Raw genomic sequence first — 20,366 nt, 5'->3', positions numbered from 1 at the left:
ACGCAAACGAATCTTTGAGCGCGCCCGCCTTCGACGGCGCGCGAGGATCGCAACGCTCTGTCCGTAGCGGACGTCCGATGGCGGACGGCCGTGGATCGCAACAACGAGGAGTTTTCGCCGTGTCCGAGGTACGCATTGCCGCCGAGCCGCGCACCGAGTTCGGTAAGGGTGCCGCGCGGCGCACCCGCCGGGCCGGCAAGGTGCCCGCCGTCCTCTACGGTCACGGCACCGACCCGCAGCACATCTCGCTGCCGGGCCACGACCTGATGCTGGCCCTGAAGACGCCGAACGTGCTGCTGACCATCGAGGGCCTCGGCGGCGGCGCCGAGCTGGCGCTGCCGAAGGACGTCCAGCGCGACCCGGTCAAGGGGTTCCTGGAGCACGTCGACCTGCTGCTGGTGAAGCGCGGCGAGAAGGTCGTCATCGATCTGCCGGTCAACCTGGTCGGCGACGTCGTCCCGGGCGGCGTCGTCCAGCAGGAGCTGGTCCAGGTGTCGGTCGAGGCGGAGGCGACGAAGATCCCCGAGGCCGTGGACCTGTCCATCGAGGGCCTCGAGGTCGGCACGCAGGTGCTGGCCGGCGACCTGAAGCTGCCGTCGGGCGTGACGCTGCAGGTCGACGCCGAGGCCCTCGTCCTGCAGATCGCCGACGCGACGGCGTCGGCGGGCGCGACGGAGACCGAGGCCGAGGCGGCCGAGGCGGCCGAGGCCGCGGCCGCGGCTTCCGAGGCCGAGGGCGAGGCCGCCGCCGAGTGACGGCGGCGCCGCCGGGCCCTCGCGGCCCGGCGCGCGGCCGCGTCGGATGGCGGGCCGCACGGTACTTCCACGGCCTCCGCGGGTGTGCGCACCGGCGGAGGCCGTGTTCGCGTGTGTGAGGAGTGCGGGTGGACGCGGATCTCTGGCTCGTCGTGGGGCTGGGCAACCCGGGGCCGTCGTATGCGAAGAACCGGCACAACGCGGGGTTCATGGTGCTGGACGTGCTCGCGGAGCGCGCCGGGGGCCGGTTCAAGTCGCACCGGGCGCGGGCGGACGTGCTGGAGGGCCGTCTCGCCGGGGCGCGGGTGGTGCTGGCGAAGCCGCGTTCGTTCATGAACGAGTCGGGCGGTCCGGTGAAGGGGCTGCGGGACTTCTACAAGGTGCCGGTGGAGCGGCTGGTCGTCGTCCACGACGAGCTGGACATCCCGTTCGGCGCGGTGCGGTTGAAGCAGGGCGGCGGCGACAACGGCCACAACGGGCTGCGGTCCGTCACCAAGTCGCTGGGCGCGAAGGACTACCTGCGCGTGCGGTTCGGGGTGGGGCGGCCGCCGGGGCGGATGGACGCGGCGGCGTTCGTGCTGAAGGACTTCTCCTCGACGGAGCGCAAGGAGCTCGGCTTCGAGGTGGACCGGGCGGCCGACGCGGTCGAGGCGCTGCTGTCCGACGGACTGGCCGCGGCGCAGAACGCCTTCCATGCCGGATGACGCGATGCGCGGTGACTTCCATGCCGGATGAGTTTCATGCCGGATGACCGGATCCGGACGCCGTTCCGCGACCGGGCGGTCGCCGTGCGTATGGTGATCAAGGGTACGCGAGGTGCTTATTCGTACGCGTTCGCCCGCGTTTGTATGCATTGGTGGGGTGGTGTCCGCGTTTCCCCCGTGACCACGGCAAAGCGGCCGTAAGATGCAGGTCGATTGAGGTTCGGGCTTTCGTGTGAACCTCAGGCTGCGCTCAACCGTCTTCGGTGTGAATCGCGCTGACGGGGCGCGCGTTACAGGGGATTGGTGAGTGGTTTATGGCCGTCGTTGACAAGGTCCAGACCGAGTCATCGATCCGCCATGAGCACGAGCGCGCGTCGTCGCCGAACTGGAGCAGGACCTACCGCCGGCTCGCGCGGGGCCTCGACTTCGCCAGCATGCTGATGGCCGGCGTCATCGCCTTCGTGCTCAGGTTCCCGGGCGTCCCGACGGAGCTCGACGCGCCGTACGTGGTCCTGACCGTGGCCCTGCCCGTGCTGTGGCTGCCGACGCTGGTGCTGTGCCGGGCGTACCAGCCGCGGTACGTGGGCGTCGGGTACGAGGAGTTCCACCGGGTGCTGCGCGCCGGGTTCATCCTGACGGCGGTGGTCGCGATCGTGGCGTACGCCACGAAGACCGACGTCGCGCGCGGCTACGTGGTGATGGCGCTGCCGCTCGGCACGTTCCTGGCACTGCTGGCGCGCTACCGGCTGCGCAAGTGGCTGCACAAGAAGCGCTGGCACGGCGAGTGCATGCGGCGGGTCGTCGCGGTGGGGCACCGCACGTCGGTGTCCGACCTGATCCGGTTGCTGCAGAAGAAGCGCTACCACGGGATGGACATCGCCGCGGTGTGCCTGCCCCCGGTGCTGGCGGCGGGCGAGGACGCGGTCGCCGAGGTGGAGGGCGTCCCGGTGCTGGGCGACTTCAGCCAGGCGGCGGCGGTCGCGGAGCGGATCGGCGCCGACTCGGTGGCCGTGCTGGCGTGCCCGGAGATGGACGGCGTGGCGCTGCGCCGGCTGGCGTGGCAGATCGAGCGCAACGACGTCGAGCTGGTCGTGGCGCCCGCGCTGATGGACGTGACCGGGCCGCGGATCTCGATCCGCCCGGTGTCGGGGCTGCCGCTGCTGCACGTGGAGCACCCGGAGCTGGACGGCGGCCGCAAGGTGCTCAAGGGCCTGGTCGACCGGGTGGTCGCGCTCGGCGGGCTGGTGGCGCTGAGCCCGCTGCTGCTGCTGATCGCCGTCCTGATCAAGATGTCCGGGGAGGGCCCGGTGCTGTTCCGGCAGACCCGCGTGGGGCGCGGGGGCCGGGAGTTCACGCTGCTGAAGTTCCGCACGATGGTCGCCGACGCCGAGGCGCGGCGGATGGAGCTGCTGTCGGCGAACGACAACGACGGGGTGCTGTTCAAGATCCGGCAGGACCCGCGGGTGACGCGGGTGGGGCGCCGGCTGCGCCGGTACTCGCTGGACGAGCTGCCGCAGCTGATCAACGTGCTGCGCGGCGAGATGTCGCTGGTGGGGCCGCGCCCGCCGCTTCCGGAGGAGGTCGCCCAGTACGGCGGGGACGTCTACCGGCGGCTGGTGGTCAAGCCGGGCCTGACCGGGCTGTGGCAGGTGAGCGGCCGCTCGGACCTGTCGTGGGAGGAGTCGGTCCGCCTCGACCTGCGGTACGTGGACAACTGGAGCCTGGCCCTGGACCTGCAGATCATGTGGAAGACGTGGTCGGCGGTGTTCCGCGGATCCGGCGCGTACTGAGCGGCGCGCCCGCCGCCCTCCGCACCGTGCCAGAGGCGGCCCCGGGCCCGTTCCGGGCCGGCCGCTGACCGGGACCTGGCCCGGTGGACCGGGCGCGCCGCATGAGAAAGTGGACCGAGCAGACCAGTCGAGTCGGGAATGTGATCTACAGATGACCGAGTCAGGGACGGTAGACGATCATTCGCTCGCGGCCGAGCTCGCCGGGGAGGCGGGCCGGCTGCTGCTGGGCGTGCGGGACGAGACGGGCTTCGCCGACGCGAAGGCCCTGAAGGACACCGGCGACCTGCGCGCGCACGAGTACCTGATGGCGGCGCTGGCCGAGCGGTGTCCCGGCGACGCCGTCCTGTCCGAGGAGGGGCGGTCCTCGGTCGCGGGGAAGCGCTCCAAGGGCGACGACCGCGCCCCGACCCGCAACACCGCCGACGCGGAGCGGCTCACGGCCTCCCGCGTGTGGATCGTCGACCCCCTGGACGGCACCCGCGAGTTCTCCGAGGAGGGCCGCCGCGACTGGGCCGTGCACGTGGCGCTGTGGGAGCGGGACGCCTCCGGAGCCGGCCGCCTGGCCGCCGGGGCCGTGGCGCTGCCCGCACAGGGCCTCGTCCTCCGCACGGACGCGACGGGCGGCGCCTCGCTCGTCCGGACGGACCTCACCGGCTCCGACCCGGTCACGGGCGGGAGCGGGTCCGCCGCCGCGCCGCCGCCGCGCGAGGTCCCGCTGAACGTCCCGGCGCCGGACGCCGGCAAGCTCCGCATCGCGGTGAGCCGCACGCGCCCGCCGGAGTTCGTGCGGCGGCTCGCGGAGGCGATCGAGCCGGACGTGGAGCTGGTGCCGATCGGGTCGGCCGGCGCGAAGATCTCCGCGGTGCTGCTCGGCGAGGTGGACGCCTACGTGCACGCGGGCGGCCAGTACGAGTGGGACTCCGCCGCCCCGGCGGCGGTGGCGCTCGGCGCTGGGGCGCACGCGTCCCGCGTCGACGGGTCGCCGCTCCGCTACAACCGGGAGGACCCCCGGCTCCCGGATATCCTGGTGTGCCATCCCGGGTCGGCATCGACGCTGCTGACCGGCATCCGGGAAGTGAGCGGCACGCTGCCCTGACGATCCGTCCCCAGGGCGGGACCGAACCGGCGAGAGCCGGCCGCCGTGCCACCGGTTGCATCTGCCAGAACAGCGTGGAAAGAGCCCCAGACCATGCAGCGTTACGATTACCTGCTGTCCCAGCTGGACATCCTCGAAGCCGAGTCGATCCATATCTTCCGAGAGGTGGCGGCCGAGTTCGAACGGCCGGTGCTGCTGTTCTCGGGCGGCAAGGACAGCATCGTCATGCTGCGCCTCGCCCAGAAGGCCTTCTGGCCCGCCCCGATCCCGTTCCCGGTGATGCACGTCGACACGGGCCACAACTTCCCCGAGGTGATCGAGTTCCGCGACCGCCGGGTGGCCGAGCTCGGCGTCCGGCTGATCGTGGCCTCGGTGCAGGACGCGATCGACAGCGGCCGGGTGGTGGAGCAGAAGGGCCGCCGCGCGTCCCGGAACCGGCTCCAGATCACGCCGCTGCTGGACGCGATCGAGCAGCACCAGTTCGACGCGGCGTTCGGCGGCGCGCGGCGCGACGAGGAGAAGGCCCGCGCCAAGGAGCGGGTGGTGTCCTTCCGGGACGAGTTCGGCCAGTGGGACCCGAAGAACCAGCGCCCGGAGCTGTGGAACCTGTTCAACACCAAGATCGTGCAGGGCGAGCACGTCCGGGTGTTCCCGCTGTCGAACTGGACCGAGCTCGACATCTGGGACTACGTGCGCCGCGAGGAGCTGGAGCTCCCGCCGATCTACTTCGCGCACACCCGGCGGGTGTTCGAGCGGGACGGGCTGCTGCTGGACGCCGAGACGGGGTTCGCGAACCGCGGCGACGACGAGCCGGAGTTCTCCGCGACCGTCCGGTACCGGACGGTCGGGGACGCGTCCTGCACGGGCGCGGTGAAGTCGAACGCGGGGACGCTGGACGAGGTGATCGAGGAGATCGCGGCGACGCGGATCACCGAGCGCGGCCAGACCCGCGCCGACGACCGCACCAGTGAGGCCGCCATGGAGGACCGCAAGAAGGAGGGCTACTTCTGATGGCCAGCGCGAACGACCGGCCCGCCGAGGCCTCGTCGGCCACGGCCCCGTCGGCCAAGACGATGGACCTCCTGCGGTTCGCGACCGCCGGCAGCGTCGACGACGGCAAGTCCACGCTGATCGGCCGGCTGCTGTTCGACTCCAAGTCGATCTTCGAGGACCAGCTGGAGTCGGTGGAGAAGACCAGCGCCGACCGCGGCGAGGAGTACACGAACCTGGCGCTGCTGACCGACGGCCTGCGGGCCGAGCGGGAGCAGGGCATCACCATCGACGTGGCGTACCGGTACTTCGCGACGCCGCGCCGCAAGTTCATCATCGCCGACACCCCGGGGCACATCCAGTACACCCGCAACATGGTGACGGGCGCCTCCACCGCCGACCTGGCGATCATCCTGGTGGACGCCCGCAAGGGCATCCTGGAGCAGTCGCGCCGGCACGCGTTCCTCACCACGCTCCTCCAGGTCCCGCACCTGGTCGTGGCGATCAACAAGATGGACCTGGTCGACTACGAGCGGGGCGTGTACGAGCGGATCGTGGACGAGTTCACGGCGTTCGCCTCCAAGCTGGAGGTCACCGACCTGACGTTCATCCCGATCTCGGCGCTGCACGGCGACAACGTCGTCGAGCGCAGCGTGAACATGCCGTGGTACGAGGGGTCGTCGCTGCTGCACCACCTGGAGCACGTGCACATCGCCTCCGACCGCAACCTGATCGACGTGCGGTTCCCGGTGCAGTACGTGGTCCGCCCGCACGCGTCCACGGACCCCGAGCTGCACGACTACCGCGGCTACGCGGGCCAGGTCGCGGGCGGCGTGCTGAAGCCGGGCGACGAGGTCGTGCACCTGCCGTCCGGGCTGACCACGACGATCACCCATATCGACGGGCCGGGCGGGCCGGTGGCGGAGGCGTTCGCGCCGATGTCGGTGACGCTGCGCCTCGCCGACGACATCGACATCTCCCGCGGCGACATGATCGCCCGTCCGAACAACCGGCCCGAGACCGCGCAGGACATCGACGCGATGGTCTGCTGGATGACCCCGGACCGCACCCTCACCCCGCGCACGAAGCTGGTCATCAAGCACACGACCCGCACCGCGAAGGCGATGGTGAAGGAGCTCCACTACCGGCTGGACGTCAACACCCTGCACCGCGACGACCAGGCGGCGGCCCTCGGCCTGAACGAGATCGGCCGCGTCTCCCTGCGGGTGACGCAGCCGCTGTTCGTCGACGACTACGGCCGCAACCGCCTCACCGGCGGCTTCATCCTGATCGACGAGGCCACCAACAACACCGTCGCCGCCGGGATGATCACCGGCGCGCGCTGACCGGTCGCCGCGGGGCCCGCCCGGCCCCGCGGCCGCGTCCCCCCGAATCCCCTCCGACCCCCTCGAACCCCTACGACAAGGCAGGCCCTCGATGCCCCCGTCCGTCGGAGTCGTGCTCCCCACGCACAACCGGCCGGAGCTGCTGCGCCGCGCGCTGGAATCGGTGCTGGCGCAGGACTACGAGGGCGAGGTGCGCGCGGTCGTCGTCTTCGACCGGGCCGAACCCGACATGTCCCTCGCGGGGGACCGCGTCGAGGTCGTCCGCAACACCCGGGCGCCGGGCCTCGCGGGCGCCCGCAACTCCGGCGTCCTCGCCCTCGGGACCGACCTGGTCGCGTTCTGCGACGACGACGACCTGTGGCTGCCCGGCAAGCTCGCCGCGCAGGTGAAGGCCCTGGAGGGCGAGCCGGACGCCGTGCTGTGCAGCTCCGGCATCCTGATCGACTTCGACGGGCGGGAGCTGCCCCGGCTGGCCGGCACGGACCGCGTCACCTACGACGCGCTGATCCGCGACCGGATGATGAGCGTCCACTCCTCCACCTACGTGGCGCGCCGCGAGCCGCTCATCGAGATCGGCATGGTGGACGAGTCGATCCCCGGCAGCCAGGGCGAGGACTGGGACCTCGCGCTCCGCGCCGCCCGCCGCCACCCGGTGCTGAACGTCGACGAGCCGTACGTCCGGGTCCTGTGGGGGCTGACGTCGTACTACGCGCAGGCGTGGGAGACGAAGGTGGCCGCCCTGGAGTGGTTCCTGGAGCACTACCCGGAGATCTCCGAGGAGCCGGGCGCGGCCGGGCGCGTCTACGGGCAGCTCGCCTTCGGCTGCGCGACCGTGGGGCGCCGCAAGGACGCGCTGCGCTGGTCGGCGCGTGCCCTGAAGGCGAACCCGGCCGAGCGCCGCGTCCCGTTCGCGCTGGCCGTGGCGTCCGGGGTCGTGTCCGGCAAGCGCGTCCTGCTGGCCCTGCACACCCGGGGCCGCGGCATCTGACGGGCTATGCCGATTCCCCGGCTTTCTCCACCTTGACCCACGTCGCGCCGGTAATGTCAATGGCCATCTCAGCGTTGAAGGAGCCTCTTCCGTGAACCACTTCTCGCGCCGCATCGTCGCGTCCGGGACGCTGGCGCTGGCCTTGGCGCCGGCGTTCGGAATGACCGCCGCGCCCGCCTTCGCGGGCGTCGACCTCGACGCGGTCGCCGAGGGCATCAGCGAGAGCGGCTACTACGTCGACTCCCACGCCAAGTACTACCAGTCGGACGGCGCGCAGGAGCTGCTCCGCTCGGCGCAGGGCCGGTCCGTCGCGGTCTTCATCGCGATCCTTCCCCCCGGCGACGACGCGGGGCAGGTGCTGAGGCAGCTCCCTGGCCTGATGAAGCGGAAGGGCACCTACGCGGTGCTGGCCGGCGACCAGCTGCGGGTGTCCTCCACGGCGCTTCCGGCCGCCCGGGTGAAGACCATCTACGACGGGGCCGTGAAGGGCAGCAAGGGCAAGCCCGACCTCGCGCTGCTGAAGTTCGTGCAGACGCTCCCGGAGTCGAAGTACGCGCCGCCGAAGCCCGGCAAGCCCGGCAACAACGGCAAGCCCGCCCCGGAGGCGTCGGTCAAGCAGGAGCAGGAGGAGGAGCGGACGCTCGCCCAGTCGCAGCCGACCGGCCCCGCCGCCGGCGCGGAGGTCCAGAAGAAGGACGACGGCTCGGCCATGCCGTACCTGCTCGGCGGGGGCGGCGCGGTGGTCGTGGCCGCCGCCGGGGCCGGATTCCTGCTGTGGCGCCGCCGCTCCGCGACCCCGGCACCCGCCGGAGCCCCGACCGGAGCCCCGGCCCCCGGCGCCGCCGCGTCCCAGCCCCCCGCCCCCGGCCCCCAGCCCCCCACGGGAGGCCCCCAGCCTCCCGCAGCCGGCTCTGAGCCCGGCGGAACCACCCCCGAGCCGCCCAAGACCCCCTGAGGGCTTGTAAGGGGCTCCGGGCTGAGTTGAGGGGCGTTCAGGGCTTCGTCAGCAGGATTAGGTGGCGTTCGCCGACGCCTACCGACAGGGCGTCGGGCGGGGGCGTGCCCTCGGCCGTCATCACCGTGCCGGGGCGGCTGCGGGGCGTCCTCTTCCCGGAGCCGAGTTGGCCGCTGCCGCCCGCGCCCCAGGTCAGCAGGGTCCCGTCGGCGAGGATCGCGGCGCCGTAGGCCTCGCCCGCGAACACCCGGATGGCGCGGCGCAGCTTCGGGCCGCCGCGTCCGACGACGGTGACGGGGACGGTGCTCGGCCGCACCGTGCCGTCCCCGAGCTGGCCCGCGGTGTTGTTGCCCCACGCGACGACGGTGCCGTCCTTGCGGAGCGCGTAGTTGTGCTTCTCCGCCGCGGCGACCGCGGCGACCCCGTCGAGGACGCCCTTGCCGCCCACGCCCGAGACGAGGGCGGGCGTGAGCCGGTCCCGGCGCGAACCGTCCCCGAGCTGGCCGAGCTCGTTGTGCCCCCAAGAGGCGACCCGCCCGTCGCGCAGCAGCGCCAGCCCGTGCTGGCCGCCGATCGCGATGCGGACGACGCCGTCCAACCGCGCGGCGCCGTCCAGGCCGCGCACCGGCACGGGCAGGGCCCGGTCCTCGCGGGTGCCGTCGCCGACCATGCCGTAGGCGTTGGCGCCCCACGCGAGCACCCGCCCGTCGCCGAGCAGCGCCAGCTCGGTGTGCCCGTCCGCCGCGATCGCCGCCACGCCGGTGAGCGGCCCGCGCCCGTCCGGCGCCCGTACGGTCGTCGGGACGAGCGGGGCCCCGCGCTCGCCGGTGCCGCGCTGCCCGGACGACGACTCGCCCCAGGTCACGACGGTGCCGTCCTTGCGCAGCGCCATGGAGAAGTCGTTGTTGGCACTGACCGCGACGGCGTCGTCCAGCCGGCCGGGACGCCCGTCCGGCGCGCGGACGGGGACGGGGACGCCGCTGTCACGCGTGGTGCCGTCGCCGAGCTGGCCGTCGTCGTTGGCGCCCCACGCGACGACCTCGCCGCCGTCGAGGACGGCCAGCGAGTGGCGGCCGCCGCCCGCGACGGCGACGGCGCGGTCGAGCCGGCCCCGGCCGCCGGCGCCGGTCACCGGGCCGAGCCGGGGATCGGCGGCCGCTCCCGTCCGGCCGAGCTGCCCGTCGGCGTTGAGGCCGCTCGTCCACACGGCGCCGCTCGGCCCGTCCACCGAACCGGCGGCGGGCGGCGGGGACACCAGCGGCTCCCCGGCGGGCGCCGCCGGCCCCCCGCACGCCGCCGCGGCCAGCAGCACCGGGACGGCGGCGAGCGCGGCGATCGAGCGGCGTGCCGGGGTCACGCCGCGCGGACGCAGGCGAACAGGTGCCTGGCGTAGTTGTCCTCGTACGGGGGGCGGGCGTCGTCGTCGGGGCCGAGGTCGATGATCTCGTCGAAGCCGGTGTTCTCCCGCAGGAACCGCGCGACGCGGGCGGGGTCCCAGCCGCGCAGGGACTCGGCGAACCACGCCTCGTTGTCCTGGCCGGTGTCGAAGAACAGCACCCGGCCGGTCGCGCGGTCCAGCAGCCGGATCAGCTCCTCGGCGCTGACCGAGCCGCGCCCGAGGACGAAGTGGTGCAGGAGGCTGAAGCAGGACACCACGTCCCAGCGGCCGGCGTCGTGCCCGCCGAGGAACTCGACGCAGTCGCCGGTGGAGATCGCGCCCTCCGGAAGTCCGTAGACGGCGCGGCCGAGCGGGACGGCCAGCGGGTCGCGCTCGATGCCCTCGGCGTCGAAGCCGCGCTCGGCCATCTTCGCGACGAACCAGCCGTAGCAGCTCGCGACGTCCAGGTAGCGGCCTCCGGTGAGGCCGCGCTCGCCGAGGAACGCGTCCATCTTCGCGAGCCGGTCGGTGCACTGCCGGACGGTCGTCCAGCCGGTCCTGAGCTCGGGCGCGTCGATCGGCTGGTAGAGCTCGTGGGTGCCGTCGAGCCAGCTCATCTTCAGCAGGAGGTCCTGCAGGGGCGTGGTGACGGGCAGCCACTTGGCGACGACGTTGGCACCGTCGGCGCCGCTCATCGCCGCGATGGCGAGCCGGTGGTGGCCGTCGAGGATCTGGTACTGGTCGGAGCCGCGGACGGGCGCGACGAGCACCGGGTCCTGCGGGCCGCTCTGCTGCGGGCGGGGCGCCGCGCCCGGCGCCTCCTCGCCCCGGTATCGCGAGACGAAGACGCGGGCGGCGGCGAGGACGCCCGCCTCGTCCGTGGCGCCGAAGTAGTCGCCGCCCGCCTCGATGCAGCGCAGCCCGAGCCGGCCGTAGCCGCTGGCGAGGATGTCGGCGTCGGTGAGCTCCGGACGCTCGTCGGCGAGCCGCAGCAGCCCGACGTGCGGGCCCTCCAGGAACGGGGTGGACGGCCACAGCAGGTCGTCGGTGCGGTCGGCGAACTCGCGGGCCGTCCAGCCGCCCTGCGCGCCGACGAGCAGCTGGTCGAACCGGACCGGCACCTTCCACGGGCGCCGCAGCACGGCGGTGGACACCGCGACGCGGGCCGCGGCCGGGATCGGCAGCGAGCGCCCGGCGTCGACCAGCCGCCCGTAGACCGGGCCGCTGGGGGCGAGGCCGCTCTTGCGAAGCACCGCGCGGGACTTGCGGCGCACTTGGTCAATTCCCGTGGGCATGGATGCTCCTGGCAGGTGTCGGGTCGGTGGCGGGGGACGCGGTGGCGCCCGCGGGTGCGGTGCGGCCGCGCCTCCCCGGCAGCAGGGAGGCGAAGGCGGTGAGGGACAGCCGCTCGCGGCCGACCCAGAGGAGGGCGAGGTACAGGAGCGCGCCCGGGACGAGCCCGGCGGCGAGGGCGGCCTCGCCGGAACCGGCGGCCAGCCGGACGGCCAGCGGCACCGCCGCGAAGCTGACCAGCGCGGAACCGCCCGCCCAGAAGAGCCCCGCGCTCGCCGGGGTCATGCCGAGGATCCTGCGGACCTGGACCAGGGCCAGCAGCGTCCGCACGAGCAGCCCGGCCGCCCGCGCCATCGCCGCCCCGGCGATCCCGAACGGCGGGATCAGCAGCACGTTCAGCACCAGGTTCACCCCGAGCGCGGCGCTCTGGTTGACCAGGCTGAGCCCGCTGCGGCCCGCCATCAGCAGCATCACGTCGCGGGCGCCGGTCGCGGTCGCGACGAGCATCGCCATCGCGAGGATCACCGTGACGACCTCGCCCGTCCCGCGGTAGCCGGGGCCGAAGGAGCCGACGTACACCGGCGCGCCGACCGCGATCGACAGGTGCACCGGCCAGGCGAGCGCGAGGTTCCAGGACGCGCACACCGCGAACACCCGCTGCGCGCCCGCGCGGTCGGCGAGCGCCATCAGCCGGCTCACCGCGGGCTGCATGACGTTCTGCACGGCCTGGGTGACGAGCTGGCTGATCACGATGAACCGGGTCGCGGCGGTGTAGATCGCCGCCTCGCGGGGCGAGCTGAGCGCCGCGACGAGCACGATGTCGGCGCGCTGGAACGCCGTCTGGCAGATCTGCGCGAACGCGCGCGGCGCCGTGAACCGCCAGAAGTCGCCCGCCAGCGGACGCCACCCGGACGCGGGCTCGTCGACCGCGGCGACCGGCGCCCCGGCACGACTCCGGCGGCTGATCTTCAGGTACCAGAGGCCGGCGACGGCGAGGCACGGCAGGTACGGCGCCGCCCACGCCAGCGCGAGCCACACCGCGTCGTCGGTGAGCAGCGCCGCCACGACGACCCCGGCGACCTGGAGCGTCTGCCGCAGGATCTTGTCGACGAGGACGGTGGGGCGCATCGAGCCGTGGCCGCGGGTCGCGGCGAGCAGCGCGTCGTGCGCCCCGGCGAGGGGCAGGAACAGCGCCAGCACCCGCACCATGCCCACGGCCTGGTGAGGGTCGTCGGCGCCGATGTGGCCCGCCGTCCACGGCGCGGTGAGGGCCAGCACGAGACCCGCGAGCAGCGCCGTCGCGGCGACCGGGACCAGCGCCACCGGCACCGTCCGCCGCGCCGCGGCGCGGTCGCCGAGCGCGAGGTGGCGGGGCAGCCAGCGCAGCAGGCCCGCGTCCGTGCCGAGGCCCGACACGGCCTGCAGGATGATGAACAGCGACGTCGCGGCGAAGAAGGTGCCAGCGATCCGCTGCGAGTACAGGTGCGCGACCAGGAAGACGAGCGCGAGGCCCTGGACGCCCGCGACGGCCGCGCCGACGAGGTTCAGGGCGCCGCCCCTGGCCAGCCTGTTCAGGTTCGGCCCGGCCGCCTGGGGCTTGGGCCCTTCGGCCGCCGGGGACTTCGGCTCGTCCGCCTCGGCGCCGCCGGATTCAGGGCCCGGCATGGCGGCCGGCCCTGTGCGGCTTCTTGCCGTAGCGGGGCGCGACCTCCGGGGCCGCGTCCCCCGAACCCGCGGGGGGCGTCCCGTCGGCGCCGTCCTCCGGCAGCTCCGGCGGCATGTACTTGGAGATGTCCTCCTGCGTCCGCGTCGAGGCGGATTCGAGCGTCGCCTCGGTCTCCGGGTCGGCCGGCTCGGCGGGCTCGGCGTCGGACGGCGCGACCGGGCGCGGACGCGCCGCGCCCGTGCCCTGGGTGACGTCCGTGGGGGAGACGGGCTTGGGGGCGACGGGCTTGCCCGGCCCGGACGGGGGGTCGAGCGCGGGCGGGAGGGGGCGCCGCCGCGCCTCCGGCTGCGGCGCACCGCGCCGCGGAGCCGCCGCCGGGCGCGCCTCGCTCGGCCGGGGCGGCTGCTTGACCTGCGGCAGTGCCTGCGTGACGAGGGTTCCGGGGTCGGCCGGGTCCTCGTCGGCCTCGTCCTGCGGAACGCGCGGCTGGTCGTCGGCCCACGCGAGGGGGGCCTCCGGGGCGCGGCGCTTGCCGCCCCCGCGCGTCTCAGGGTGGCGGGTCTCGGCTCCCCGGCCCTCACCGCCCTGCGGAGGACGGGACTGGCGGGCGGGAGCCTGGCGGGACCCGCGCCCGCCCCGCGGCTCCGGCGGCTCCAGCAGGGCGCCGAGCACCGTGACGCCGGCGCGCTCGGCCTCCACGTACGCCTGCCGCAGCTCCTCGCGGGTCGTGACGCCCTGGTTGATCACGAGCACGACCGCGTCGACGAAGGTGCACAGCGCCTGGGCGTCGGCGTCGTGCAGGCTCGCCGCGTTCACGATGAGGTACTCGCTGCGGCGGCGCAGGACCTTCACGGTCTCGCGCATCCGCGGGCCGCTGAACCGGTGCGCGGCCTCGCGGGCCCGCGGGCCGCGCGGCAGCAGCCGCAGCTGCGAGTCGGTGTGGATCAGCAGGGTCGCCGGGTCGGTGCCGCTGAGCAGCGTGTCCGACAGCCCCTTGCCGCCGGGACGCGCGCCGAACAGGGTGCTGACGTCGGCGTCCTCGGTGGTCGCGTCGATCATGATGGTCTTCGCGCCGGCGAAGGCGAGCGAGACCGCGAGGTTGGCGCTCGCCAGCCGGGCGCTGCCGCCGGGGGTGGCGTTGCTGACCAGCAGCGCCACCGGGGTCTGCGGCGCGGTCGCCACGACCGCGGCGCGCAGCCGCCGGTACGCCTCGCCGACCGGGCTCTTGGGCGCGCTGACGAGGGCCAGCGTGTCACCGGCCGGGCCGCCCGCCGGGATCGTGGACAGTGTCCGGACGCCGAGCCCCTCGATCGTCTCGGCGTTGCGCAGCCGCTGGTTGAGCCGCTCCCGCAGCAGCATGATCACGAAGCCGGCGACCAGCCCGAGCACCAGTCCGCCCGCACCGTACATCGCGGGCCGCATGATGCCCGGCCCGCTCGGCGCGTCCGCCGGGGTGATCACCTGGCCGGGGTCGATGGGGGTGCTGGCGATGTCGTTGGACTGCTCGTCGATGACGCCGAGCTGGTTGGTGTAGGCGGTGACGCGCTGCTGGATGGTGGCGCGCCGGGAGCCGGAGGACGCCGCCAGCTCGTTGTTCGCCCGCTGCAGCAGGCGCTCGACCCGGGCCGACTGCGCCTTCAGCTTGGCGAGCTGGTTGTTCACCACCGCCTGTGCGCGCTGCGCGCGGTACTCCAGGTAGGCGTCGGCGAACGCCTGCGCGCCCGCGCGGGCGTTGCCGGAGCTGCTCGCGGTGTAGGTCAGGTTCAGCACCTGGGTGTTGGGCGGGACCGAGACGCCGATGTCGCCCTCCGCCTCGTGCCCGAGCTTCTTCTCGACGATCTTGGCGACGCTGTCGGTGGCGACCAGCTGCGCCTCCGTCTGCAGGTTCACCAGGTCGTCTCCACGGCCCTCCGGCGAGTACGGGTTGCCTTCCAGCGGGCTGACCAGCACGGTCGCCGTCGCCTTGAACGGCGGCGGAACAAGGATCTCCAGGGCGACGCCGGCCCCGGTGCCGAGCAGGGCGAGCACGATCAGCGCCCCCAGATAGCGCCGGACCAGGGAGAACAGCTGGCCTCCCTGGGGGTCGGCCGTCTGGTCAGCTCCCACGACGATCTCCCTCATCGATCAGAATCGTGCTAGGCGGAGTGTTCATCACGACTTTAACCGCGCGTTGCAAGAAGACGGTTCCGTTCATGTCAACCTCGTCCAGGGGCGCCGGCGCGGGCAGGGGGCCGGCGCGGGGCGTTCCGCTGCGCCGGTGAGTCGGGCCCGTCGAAGGCGGGCGCGGTCAGCACGATCACGCGCGCGGGGTTGGCGGCCTGGTCGAGGGCCAGCACCCCGCTCGCGACCTCGCGGTCCAGGGCCCGTCCGCGTTCGACCACGACCAGGGCCACGTCGCTGGCCCCGGCCGCGGCGATGGTGTCCGCGCCGTTGATGTCGGGGGTGGTGATGACGACGATGCGCGAGACGCGGCCCGCCTTGTCGACGGCGCGGGTGAGCTGCCGGTCGTCGTCGCTGCGCACCAGCCGGACGTCGAACGAGCGGCCGGTCCCGGCCGCGGCCCGCGGCTCGCGGATCTCCTCGCCGTCGGCCACGATGCGCAGCACCGTCGTCGGCGACCCGCCCTCGGTGCACAGCTCGGCCAGCTCGTAGGCCACCTCGGTCCCGGCGGAGCCCGGCACCCCGGTGACCAGCACGGTGGTGGCGTCGGCGTCGAAGACCAGGTTGCGCAGCCGCCGCGAGACCTCGCGGTGCCCGCCGCCGAGCGCCGAGCCCTCCACCATGATCGGAAGCCGGCTGTGCAGCCGCAGGTCGGCGGGGCGGCGGATGCGGCGCGGCCGCGTCTCGCGGATCGCGACGTAGCCGAGCCAGCCGAGCAGCCCGAGGCCGATACCGGTCGCGCCCGCGACGTCGCGGCCGGGGTCGTCGCCCAACCGGGGGAGCGGCGCGCCGCGCAGCACCTCGCCGGGCTGCTCCTGCTTGCTCTTGATGGCCGCGACCTGCTTCTCCACGTCGCGGATCTGCTTCACCAGCGCCTGGCGGCGGGTGCGGGCGGTGAGCCGGCGCAGCTCCTCCTCGTCGCCGGGAAGAGCCGCGAGCTGCTTCTTCAGCAGCTCGGCGTTCTGCTCCAGCGCCTGCCGGTTGCGCTCCAGCACCTGGCCCATGATCCGCGTCCGCAGCGCCAGGTAGGTGTCGGCGACGACGCGGGCGCCGTCCTGGGCGGTCCGCGGCGTGCCGGCCCGCACCGAGATCGTGAGCACGTGGGTGTTGGACGGCACCGTCAGGCCGATGCGGTCGCGCAGTTCGGCGTCGGACGCCCGGAAGCCCGGCCGCGTCTTCAGCCTGGACAGCACCGCGTGCGACCAGACGAGCTGGGCCTCGGTGTCCATCGTCGTCTCGCGGGGACGGCGGGTGTCAGTGTCGATCGCCGAGCCGATCTCGATGGGCGGCCGCAGCGCGACCGGCGGCGCCAGCACGTAGATCTGCGCGGTGTAGGTCGTCGGCGTCAGCACGATCTTCACGATCCCGACGGCGCCCCCGGCCAGCAGCGCGATCAGCAGCGCCACCAGGTGGCGGCGGACCACGCCCGCGTACCGGGTGACCGGGATCGAGTCCGGCGCGAGCGGCGGTTCCGCCTGCACGCTGGCCGGGCCGAGGGTCCGTTTGCTCATCGCCGCCTCATCGCCGCCAGGCGGGTTCGGCGCCGAGGAGCGCGGCGAGCTTGTCGTCCCAGGGGGCGTAGTGGTCGGCCAGGCGGCGCTGCAGGTCGTCGGGCAGGGGGGAGCCCGGCCGGGCGTTGTGCCGCTCGAACGACTCGGGACGCCACGGCGGCAGCCCGAGGAACTCCAGGATGGAGTCGTAGCAGGCCTCCGGCTCGGAGAAGAAGTCCTCCGCGAACGCCACGTGCACCCTGTCGCGCCCGAAGAGGGCGAACAGCCGCTCGATCTGGTCGGCGTAGTGGCCGCGGTCCAGGTAGGAGTGGTGCCGGTGGCCGTGGCTCACGTAGGAGGGATCGGCCTTGATCTTCTCGACCTCCCCGGCGAGCCGCTCGGGCTCCAGGTCCAGGGCCCGCTCGAACGGCTCGGTCTCGAACCCCCGCGCCAGCTCGTGCTTGTGGGCGGAGTAGGCGCGCACCACCGGGTCGCGCAGCAGGACGATGAGCTTCACCCCGGGCAGGTCCCGTGCGATCCGCTCGGGTGCCAGCGGGTGGTGCATGTAGTAGCCGGCGGACTCGAACGCCTGCGGGGCGGTGCCCTGCGTGCGGCGCTCGGCCAGGGCGCGGACCGGGAAGTGCCCCCGGTACCAGGCGAGGCCGCGCGGGTAGTTGACGTCGAAGTAGTGCACGCCCTTGTGGAAGTTCGGCTGGACGGTCGCCGGGTGCGCGGCCAGGGCGCGGAACAGCGAGGTGGTGCCGCCGCGCTGCGTGCCGACCATGAGGAAGTCCGGCAGCATCCGGGTGCCGGAGGTCAGCCGTCCCCCGGCCCGGGTCGCGGCCCGTCCCGCCTCCTTGACCCACTGGGGGGCGTCACGACGTGAGATCACGGGGTTCCTCCAGGGGCCGGTTCCGGCGGGGTGGTGTGCAGGAGCGCGAGCAGGCGCTCGGTGTCGGCGCGCAGCGGCCCGCCGATCGGCTCCTGGGCGGCCAGCAGGTAGCGGCGGCACAGCTCCAGCAGGTAGAGCCGGACGGTCGCCGCCGCGGCGGGGCCGGTCAGCCCGAGCGGCTCCAGCAGGGCGGCGGCGCCGTCCGGCCAGGCGGCGTAGGGCGGCCCGGACGCCGTGCGCATCGCCTCCTGGAGCCGGTAGTGCAGCAGGTCGAAACCGCCCGGGACGCCGCGCGAGAACCGCTCCCAGTCCCACAGGCGCAGCACGCCGCGGTGCCAGGCCATGTTCCACGGCGTCCAGTCGCCGTGCCAGGCGCCGAAGTCCAGGACCAGGTCGCCGTGCGCCTTGCCGGTGCTTTCGACGACCTCGCCGAAGACGGCGCGCTGCCGCTCGTCGATGACCCTGCCGGGGCTCGCGGCCATCTCGTCCCAGTAGGCGCTGCCGCCCAGCGGCCCCCGCTCGATGCCGCCGACCTCGAACAGCGCCCGCATCTGGGCGGTCGGGGCCTGCTCGCGCCGGCGCAGGCCGAGCGCACCAGTCGGGAGGGGTTCGAGGACGAGCAGGTCGAGGCCGCGCCACGTTCCGTGGTGGAGCAGCCGGGGGACGTGCAGGCCGCCGCGCGGGCCCGGGCCGGGCAGGCGGTCGTTCAGGTAGGACAGGGCCTCGGCCTCGCCGGCGAGCAGCCCCCGGGCCGTGCCGGTGTCGCCGATCTTGACGAACGCGACGGCCTCGCCGCGCGGCGAGAGCGCGTGCAGGATCGGCTTGCGGTTGGCGCGGGCGCTCCCGAGCCCCACGCTGACCACGACCGGCCGGCCGAGCAGCTCCGACAGCCGGTCCTCGATGGAGGGGCCGCCGCCGGTGACGCGGAGCCGGTCGCGGAGCGTCCGCTCCGGCAGCCCGGTGCGCACCGCCGCCGCCGTCAGGCCGCGGGAGGCGCGCTGCTTCAGGCCGAGGTCGTGGCTGTAGCGGCGCAGCGCGGCCGCCGCGGCGCGCGGCATCCCCGCCGGGACGAGCAGGCGCGGCCGCTCCGCGTTGGGAAGGAAGGCCAGCTCACGGCGCGCACCCTCGGCTCGGCCCGGCGGGACGGCCTCGACCCGTGCGTCCGGCCACAGCTCCTCCACCGCCGTGATCCAGGCGGCCCGCGTCTCCTCCGCCGCGCTCACGGCGCCGCCTCGGCGGGAACCGGCTCCTCGGCCGGGGCCTCGTCCTCGGCGAGGGACCGGGCACGGGCGCGCGGCCGCGCCTCGGCGCGGGCGTCCCTGCTCGCCCGCCACATCAGGCCGACCGCGATCATCACCGTGTACAGCGGTACCTCCACCATGTCGTACGTGATCATGAACAGGCCGCAGGCGATGAGGACGGAGCAGCCCGCCAGCGAGTACGCGCCGCGTTCCCGGCAGTGCCGGAGGAACCGGACGGCGAAGAACGCGCAGAACGCGATCGTCCCGACGATGCCGTTGGCGAACAGCAGGAGCCACAGGTGGCCCTGGGTGCCGAGCGGCGGCGAGCCGCACGCCTTGCAGCCGATCTTGTCGCCGCCGGAGACCTGGCCGAGGTCGCCCTGGACGTTGCGCGTGGAGCCGAAGCCGACCAGCGGGGAGCCGGTGAGGGCGCTGCGGGTCGTCTCCTCGGCCAGCAGGGTGCGGCGGTTGTTGCTGTGCGGGTTGTCGAGGCGGTCCTGGACGAGGCCGGGCAGCGGCGACAGCGCCACGACGATCGCGCCCGCCGCGGCCATCCCGGCCGTCCAGGCGATCACGCGGGGCCCGCCCACCTGGAGCAGCTTCACGACGCCGAACAGGCCGATCGCGCCGAGCGCGCCCCACAGCCCCCGGTTCAGCGAGTACACGACCGGCCACAGCGACGCGGCGAGGACGGCCAGCCCGAACACGCGGCGCCGCATCTTGGCGCGGACGATCCAGGTCAGCAGGAAGTACGGGAGGAAGAACGCGTAGGCCGAACCCCAGGTGTTGGCGTAGGCGAACGGCGCCATGGGCCTGGACTGCTCGAACCCGAGGATCGACTCGATGTCGGCGACCTTCGGGTGCACGATGTCGCGGACGAAGGAGTTGCTGGTCAGCCCGTGCGGCAGCACCATCTCCACCGGCGAGGTGAGCTGGATCGACGGGAAGAACGACCCGACCAGCCCGCCGACGGTCGTCACGATGAACATGTAGCCGAGGAGCCTGCCGACCTTGCCCGACGGCAGCTCCCGCTCGCTCATGTTGCCGACGTAGAGCAGCACGATGGTGGACGACAGGTACCAGGCGAGCCGGTAGCCGTACACCAGGAGCCGGCTGAACCCGCCGCCCGGTTCGGCGAGGGGTGCGTCGGCCCACAGCACGAGCACGCCCAGCACGACCCAGAGCAGGAAGAACAGCCACGCCGCGAAGCCGCTGGGCGCGACCAGGGTGCCGCGCCGCCGCCACAGCGTCATGGCCATGGGCACGCTGATGACCAGCAGCACGACGTTCGCCAGGCCCAGGAGCCACCACACGGGGAAGCCGAGCAGCGCGACGCTCAGCGCCCAGCCCGGCCGCAGGCGCCAGGGCAGCAGCCGCGGCGTCGCGAGAGGGGTGCTCCCCGCGATCCCTCGCATCCCCGACAATCACCGCTCCGTTTCCCCTGGGACGCGCCTTCGGCCGCGGACCGCGCCGTCCGGCCCCGGAGGCGCGCCGCCCCCTGGTGGAGGACGTCCTGCTTCTTACCAGGGACGACAGCGGACGCTGGCCACCTTCGGCCACACGGTCCGGTGCTCCGGCGCGAGCCGGCACGCGTCCTTTCGAGGTGCGCAGCGTACCCCGCG

16 protein-coding genes are annotated in these 20,366 nt (G+C 74.0%); 8 read left to right on the top strand and 8 right to left on the bottom strand.

Going from position 1 to position 20,366, the window contains the following annotated elements; translation table 11 throughout:
* Nucleotides 1–119 precede the first annotated feature (119 nt).
* From ABWI07_RS07850 to ABWI07_RS07815, 8 genes are all read left to right on the top strand, one after another.
* Nucleotides 120–755, top strand: a complete 636-nt coding sequence (locus ABWI07_RS07850) for a 50S ribosomal protein L25/general stress protein Ctc (RefSeq protein WP_149260975.1) — start codon at nucleotides 120–122, stop codon at nucleotides 753–755.
* A 128-nt stretch (nucleotides 756–883) separates the two neighbouring features.
* Nucleotides 884–1,459 (top strand): aminoacyl-tRNA hydrolase, encoded by a 576-nt coding sequence (gene pth, locus ABWI07_RS07845; RefSeq protein ID WP_353818049.1) that lies wholly within the window; start codon nucleotides 884–886, stop codon nucleotides 1,457–1,459.
* A gap of 314 nt (nucleotides 1,460–1,773) precedes the next feature.
* Nucleotides 1,774–3,249 carry a sugar transferase gene (locus tag ABWI07_RS07840; RefSeq protein WP_149260973.1) on the top strand — a complete coding sequence of 492 codons (1,476 nt, stop codon included), beginning with the start codon at nucleotides 1,774–1,776 and terminating at the stop codon, nucleotides 3,247–3,249.
* A 151-nt stretch (nucleotides 3,250–3,400) separates the two neighbouring features.
* Nucleotides 3,401–4,345: a 3'(2'),5'-bisphosphate nucleotidase CysQ gene (locus tag ABWI07_RS07835; RefSeq protein ID WP_149260972.1), complete on the top strand. Its 945-nt coding sequence runs from the start codon at nucleotides 3,401–3,403 to the stop codon at nucleotides 4,343–4,345.
* A gap of 93 nt (nucleotides 4,346–4,438) precedes the next feature.
* A complete protein-coding gene (cysD, locus tag ABWI07_RS07830; protein WP_149260971.1) occupies nucleotides 4,439–5,356 on the top strand; it encodes a sulfate adenylyltransferase subunit CysD in 918 nt (305 codons plus the stop codon).
* Between the two features lie 62 nt (nucleotides 5,357–5,418).
* Entirely contained in the window at nucleotides 5,419–6,681 is a 1,263-nt protein-coding gene (locus ABWI07_RS07825; protein ID WP_149261241.1) for a sulfate adenylyltransferase subunit 1, read from the top strand.
* 91 nt (nucleotides 6,682–6,772) lie between these two features.
* Nucleotides 6,773–7,669 (top strand): glycosyltransferase family 2 protein, encoded by an 897-nt coding sequence (locus ABWI07_RS07820; protein ID WP_353818048.1) that lies wholly within the window; start codon nucleotides 6,773–6,775, stop codon nucleotides 7,667–7,669.
* 91 nt (nucleotides 7,670–7,760) lie between these two features.
* Nucleotides 7,761–8,624, top strand: a complete 864-nt coding sequence (locus ABWI07_RS07815; RefSeq protein ID WP_353818047.1) for a hypothetical protein — start codon at nucleotides 7,761–7,763, stop codon at nucleotides 8,622–8,624.
* A gap of 37 nt (nucleotides 8,625–8,661) precedes the next feature.
* Here ABWI07_RS07815 and ABWI07_RS07810 read toward each other — a convergent pair whose 3' ends face one another.
* The 8 genes from ABWI07_RS07810 to ABWI07_RS07775 form a co-directional block, all read right to left on the bottom strand.
* A complete protein-coding gene (locus ABWI07_RS07810) occupies nucleotides 8,662–9,981 on the bottom strand; it encodes an RCC1-like domain-containing protein (RefSeq protein WP_353818046.1) in 1,320 nt (439 codons plus the stop codon).
* Nucleotides 9,978–11,297 (bottom strand): ParB N-terminal domain-containing protein, encoded by a 1,320-nt coding sequence (locus ABWI07_RS07805; protein WP_200842036.1) that lies wholly within the window; start codon nucleotides 11,295–11,297, stop codon nucleotides 9,978–9,980. The genes ABWI07_RS07810 and ABWI07_RS07805 overlap by 4 nt, the downstream gene beginning before the upstream one ends.
* Nucleotides 11,281–12,960, bottom strand: a complete 1,680-nt coding sequence (locus ABWI07_RS07800) for a polysaccharide biosynthesis C-terminal domain-containing protein (protein WP_149260968.1) — start codon at nucleotides 12,958–12,960, stop codon at nucleotides 11,281–11,283. The genes ABWI07_RS07805 and ABWI07_RS07800 overlap by 17 nt, the downstream gene beginning before the upstream one ends.
* The gene (locus ABWI07_RS07795) at nucleotides 12,947–15,067 is read right to left on the bottom strand and encodes a tyrosine-protein kinase domain-containing protein (protein WP_160160990.1); all 2,121 of its coding nucleotides are present in this window, start codon (nucleotides 15,065–15,067) and stop codon (nucleotides 12,947–12,949) included. The genes ABWI07_RS07800 and ABWI07_RS07795 overlap by 14 nt, the downstream gene beginning before the upstream one ends.
* A gap of 89 nt (nucleotides 15,068–15,156) precedes the next feature.
* Complete coding sequence (locus ABWI07_RS07790) at nucleotides 15,157–16,632, bottom strand: GumC domain-containing protein (RefSeq protein ID WP_353818045.1); 1,476 nt, start codon at nucleotides 16,630–16,632, stop codon at nucleotides 15,157–15,159.
* A 7-nt stretch (nucleotides 16,633–16,639) separates the two neighbouring features.
* The gene (locus tag ABWI07_RS07785) at nucleotides 16,640–17,503 is read right to left on the bottom strand and encodes a sulfotransferase domain-containing protein (protein WP_149260965.1); all 864 of its coding nucleotides are present in this window, start codon (nucleotides 17,501–17,503) and stop codon (nucleotides 16,640–16,642) included.
* Nucleotides 17,500–18,726, bottom strand: coding sequence for a hypothetical protein (locus ABWI07_RS07780; protein ID WP_353818044.1), 1,227 nt, complete (start codon nucleotides 18,724–18,726; stop codon nucleotides 17,500–17,502). The genes ABWI07_RS07785 and ABWI07_RS07780 overlap by 4 nt, the downstream gene beginning before the upstream one ends.
* The gene (locus ABWI07_RS07775) at nucleotides 18,723–20,159 is read right to left on the bottom strand and encodes a hypothetical protein (RefSeq protein WP_353818170.1); all 1,437 of its coding nucleotides are present in this window, start codon (nucleotides 20,157–20,159) and stop codon (nucleotides 18,723–18,725) included. Before ABWI07_RS07775 ends, ABWI07_RS07780 begins: the two co-directional genes overlap by 4 nt.
* Between the last annotated feature and the right edge of the window lie 207 nt (nucleotides 20,160–20,366).

It is taken from the genome of Actinomadura sp. NPDC000600 (assembly GCF_040492135.1).
GTDB lineage: Bacteria > Actinomycetota > Actinomycetes > Streptosporangiales > Streptosporangiaceae > Spirillospora.
The sequence above is the reverse complement of the archived record's forward strand: the minus strand, read 5'-3'. Positions and strand labels throughout refer to the sequence as shown.

Coding starts and splice junctions, on each gene's coding strand:
- ABWI07_RS07840 (WP_149260973.1), top strand. CDS start 1,774: ATGGCCGTCGTTGACAAGGTCCAGACCGAGTCATCGATCCGCCATGAG.
- ABWI07_RS07835 (WP_149260972.1), top strand. CDS start 3,401: ATGACCGAGTCAGGGACGGTAGACGATCATTCGCTCGCGGCCGAGCTC.
- cysD (WP_149260971.1), top strand. CDS start 4,439: ATGCAGCGTTACGATTACCTGCTGTCCCAGCTGGACATCCTCGAAGCC.
- ABWI07_RS07825 (WP_149261241.1), top strand. CDS start 5,419: ATGGACCTCCTGCGGTTCGCGACCGCCGGCAGCGTCGACGACGGCAAG.
- ABWI07_RS07820 (WP_353818048.1), top strand. CDS start 6,773: ATGCCCCCGTCCGTCGGAGTCGTGCTCCCCACGCACAACCGGCCGGAG.
- ABWI07_RS07805 (WP_200842036.1), bottom strand. CDS start 11,297: ATGCCCACGGGAATTGACCAAGTGCGCCGCAAGTCCCGCGCGGTGCTT.
- ABWI07_RS07800 (WP_149260968.1), bottom strand. CDS start 12,960: ATGCCGGGCCCTGAATCCGGCGGCGCCGAGGCGGACGAGCCGAAGTCC.
- ABWI07_RS07790 (WP_353818045.1), bottom strand. CDS start 16,632: ATGAGCAAACGGACCCTCGGCCCGGCCAGCGTGCAGGCGGAACCGCCG.
- ABWI07_RS07775 (WP_353818170.1), bottom strand. CDS start 20,159: ATGCGAGGGATCGCGGGGAGCACCCCTCTCGCGACGCCGCGGCTGCTG.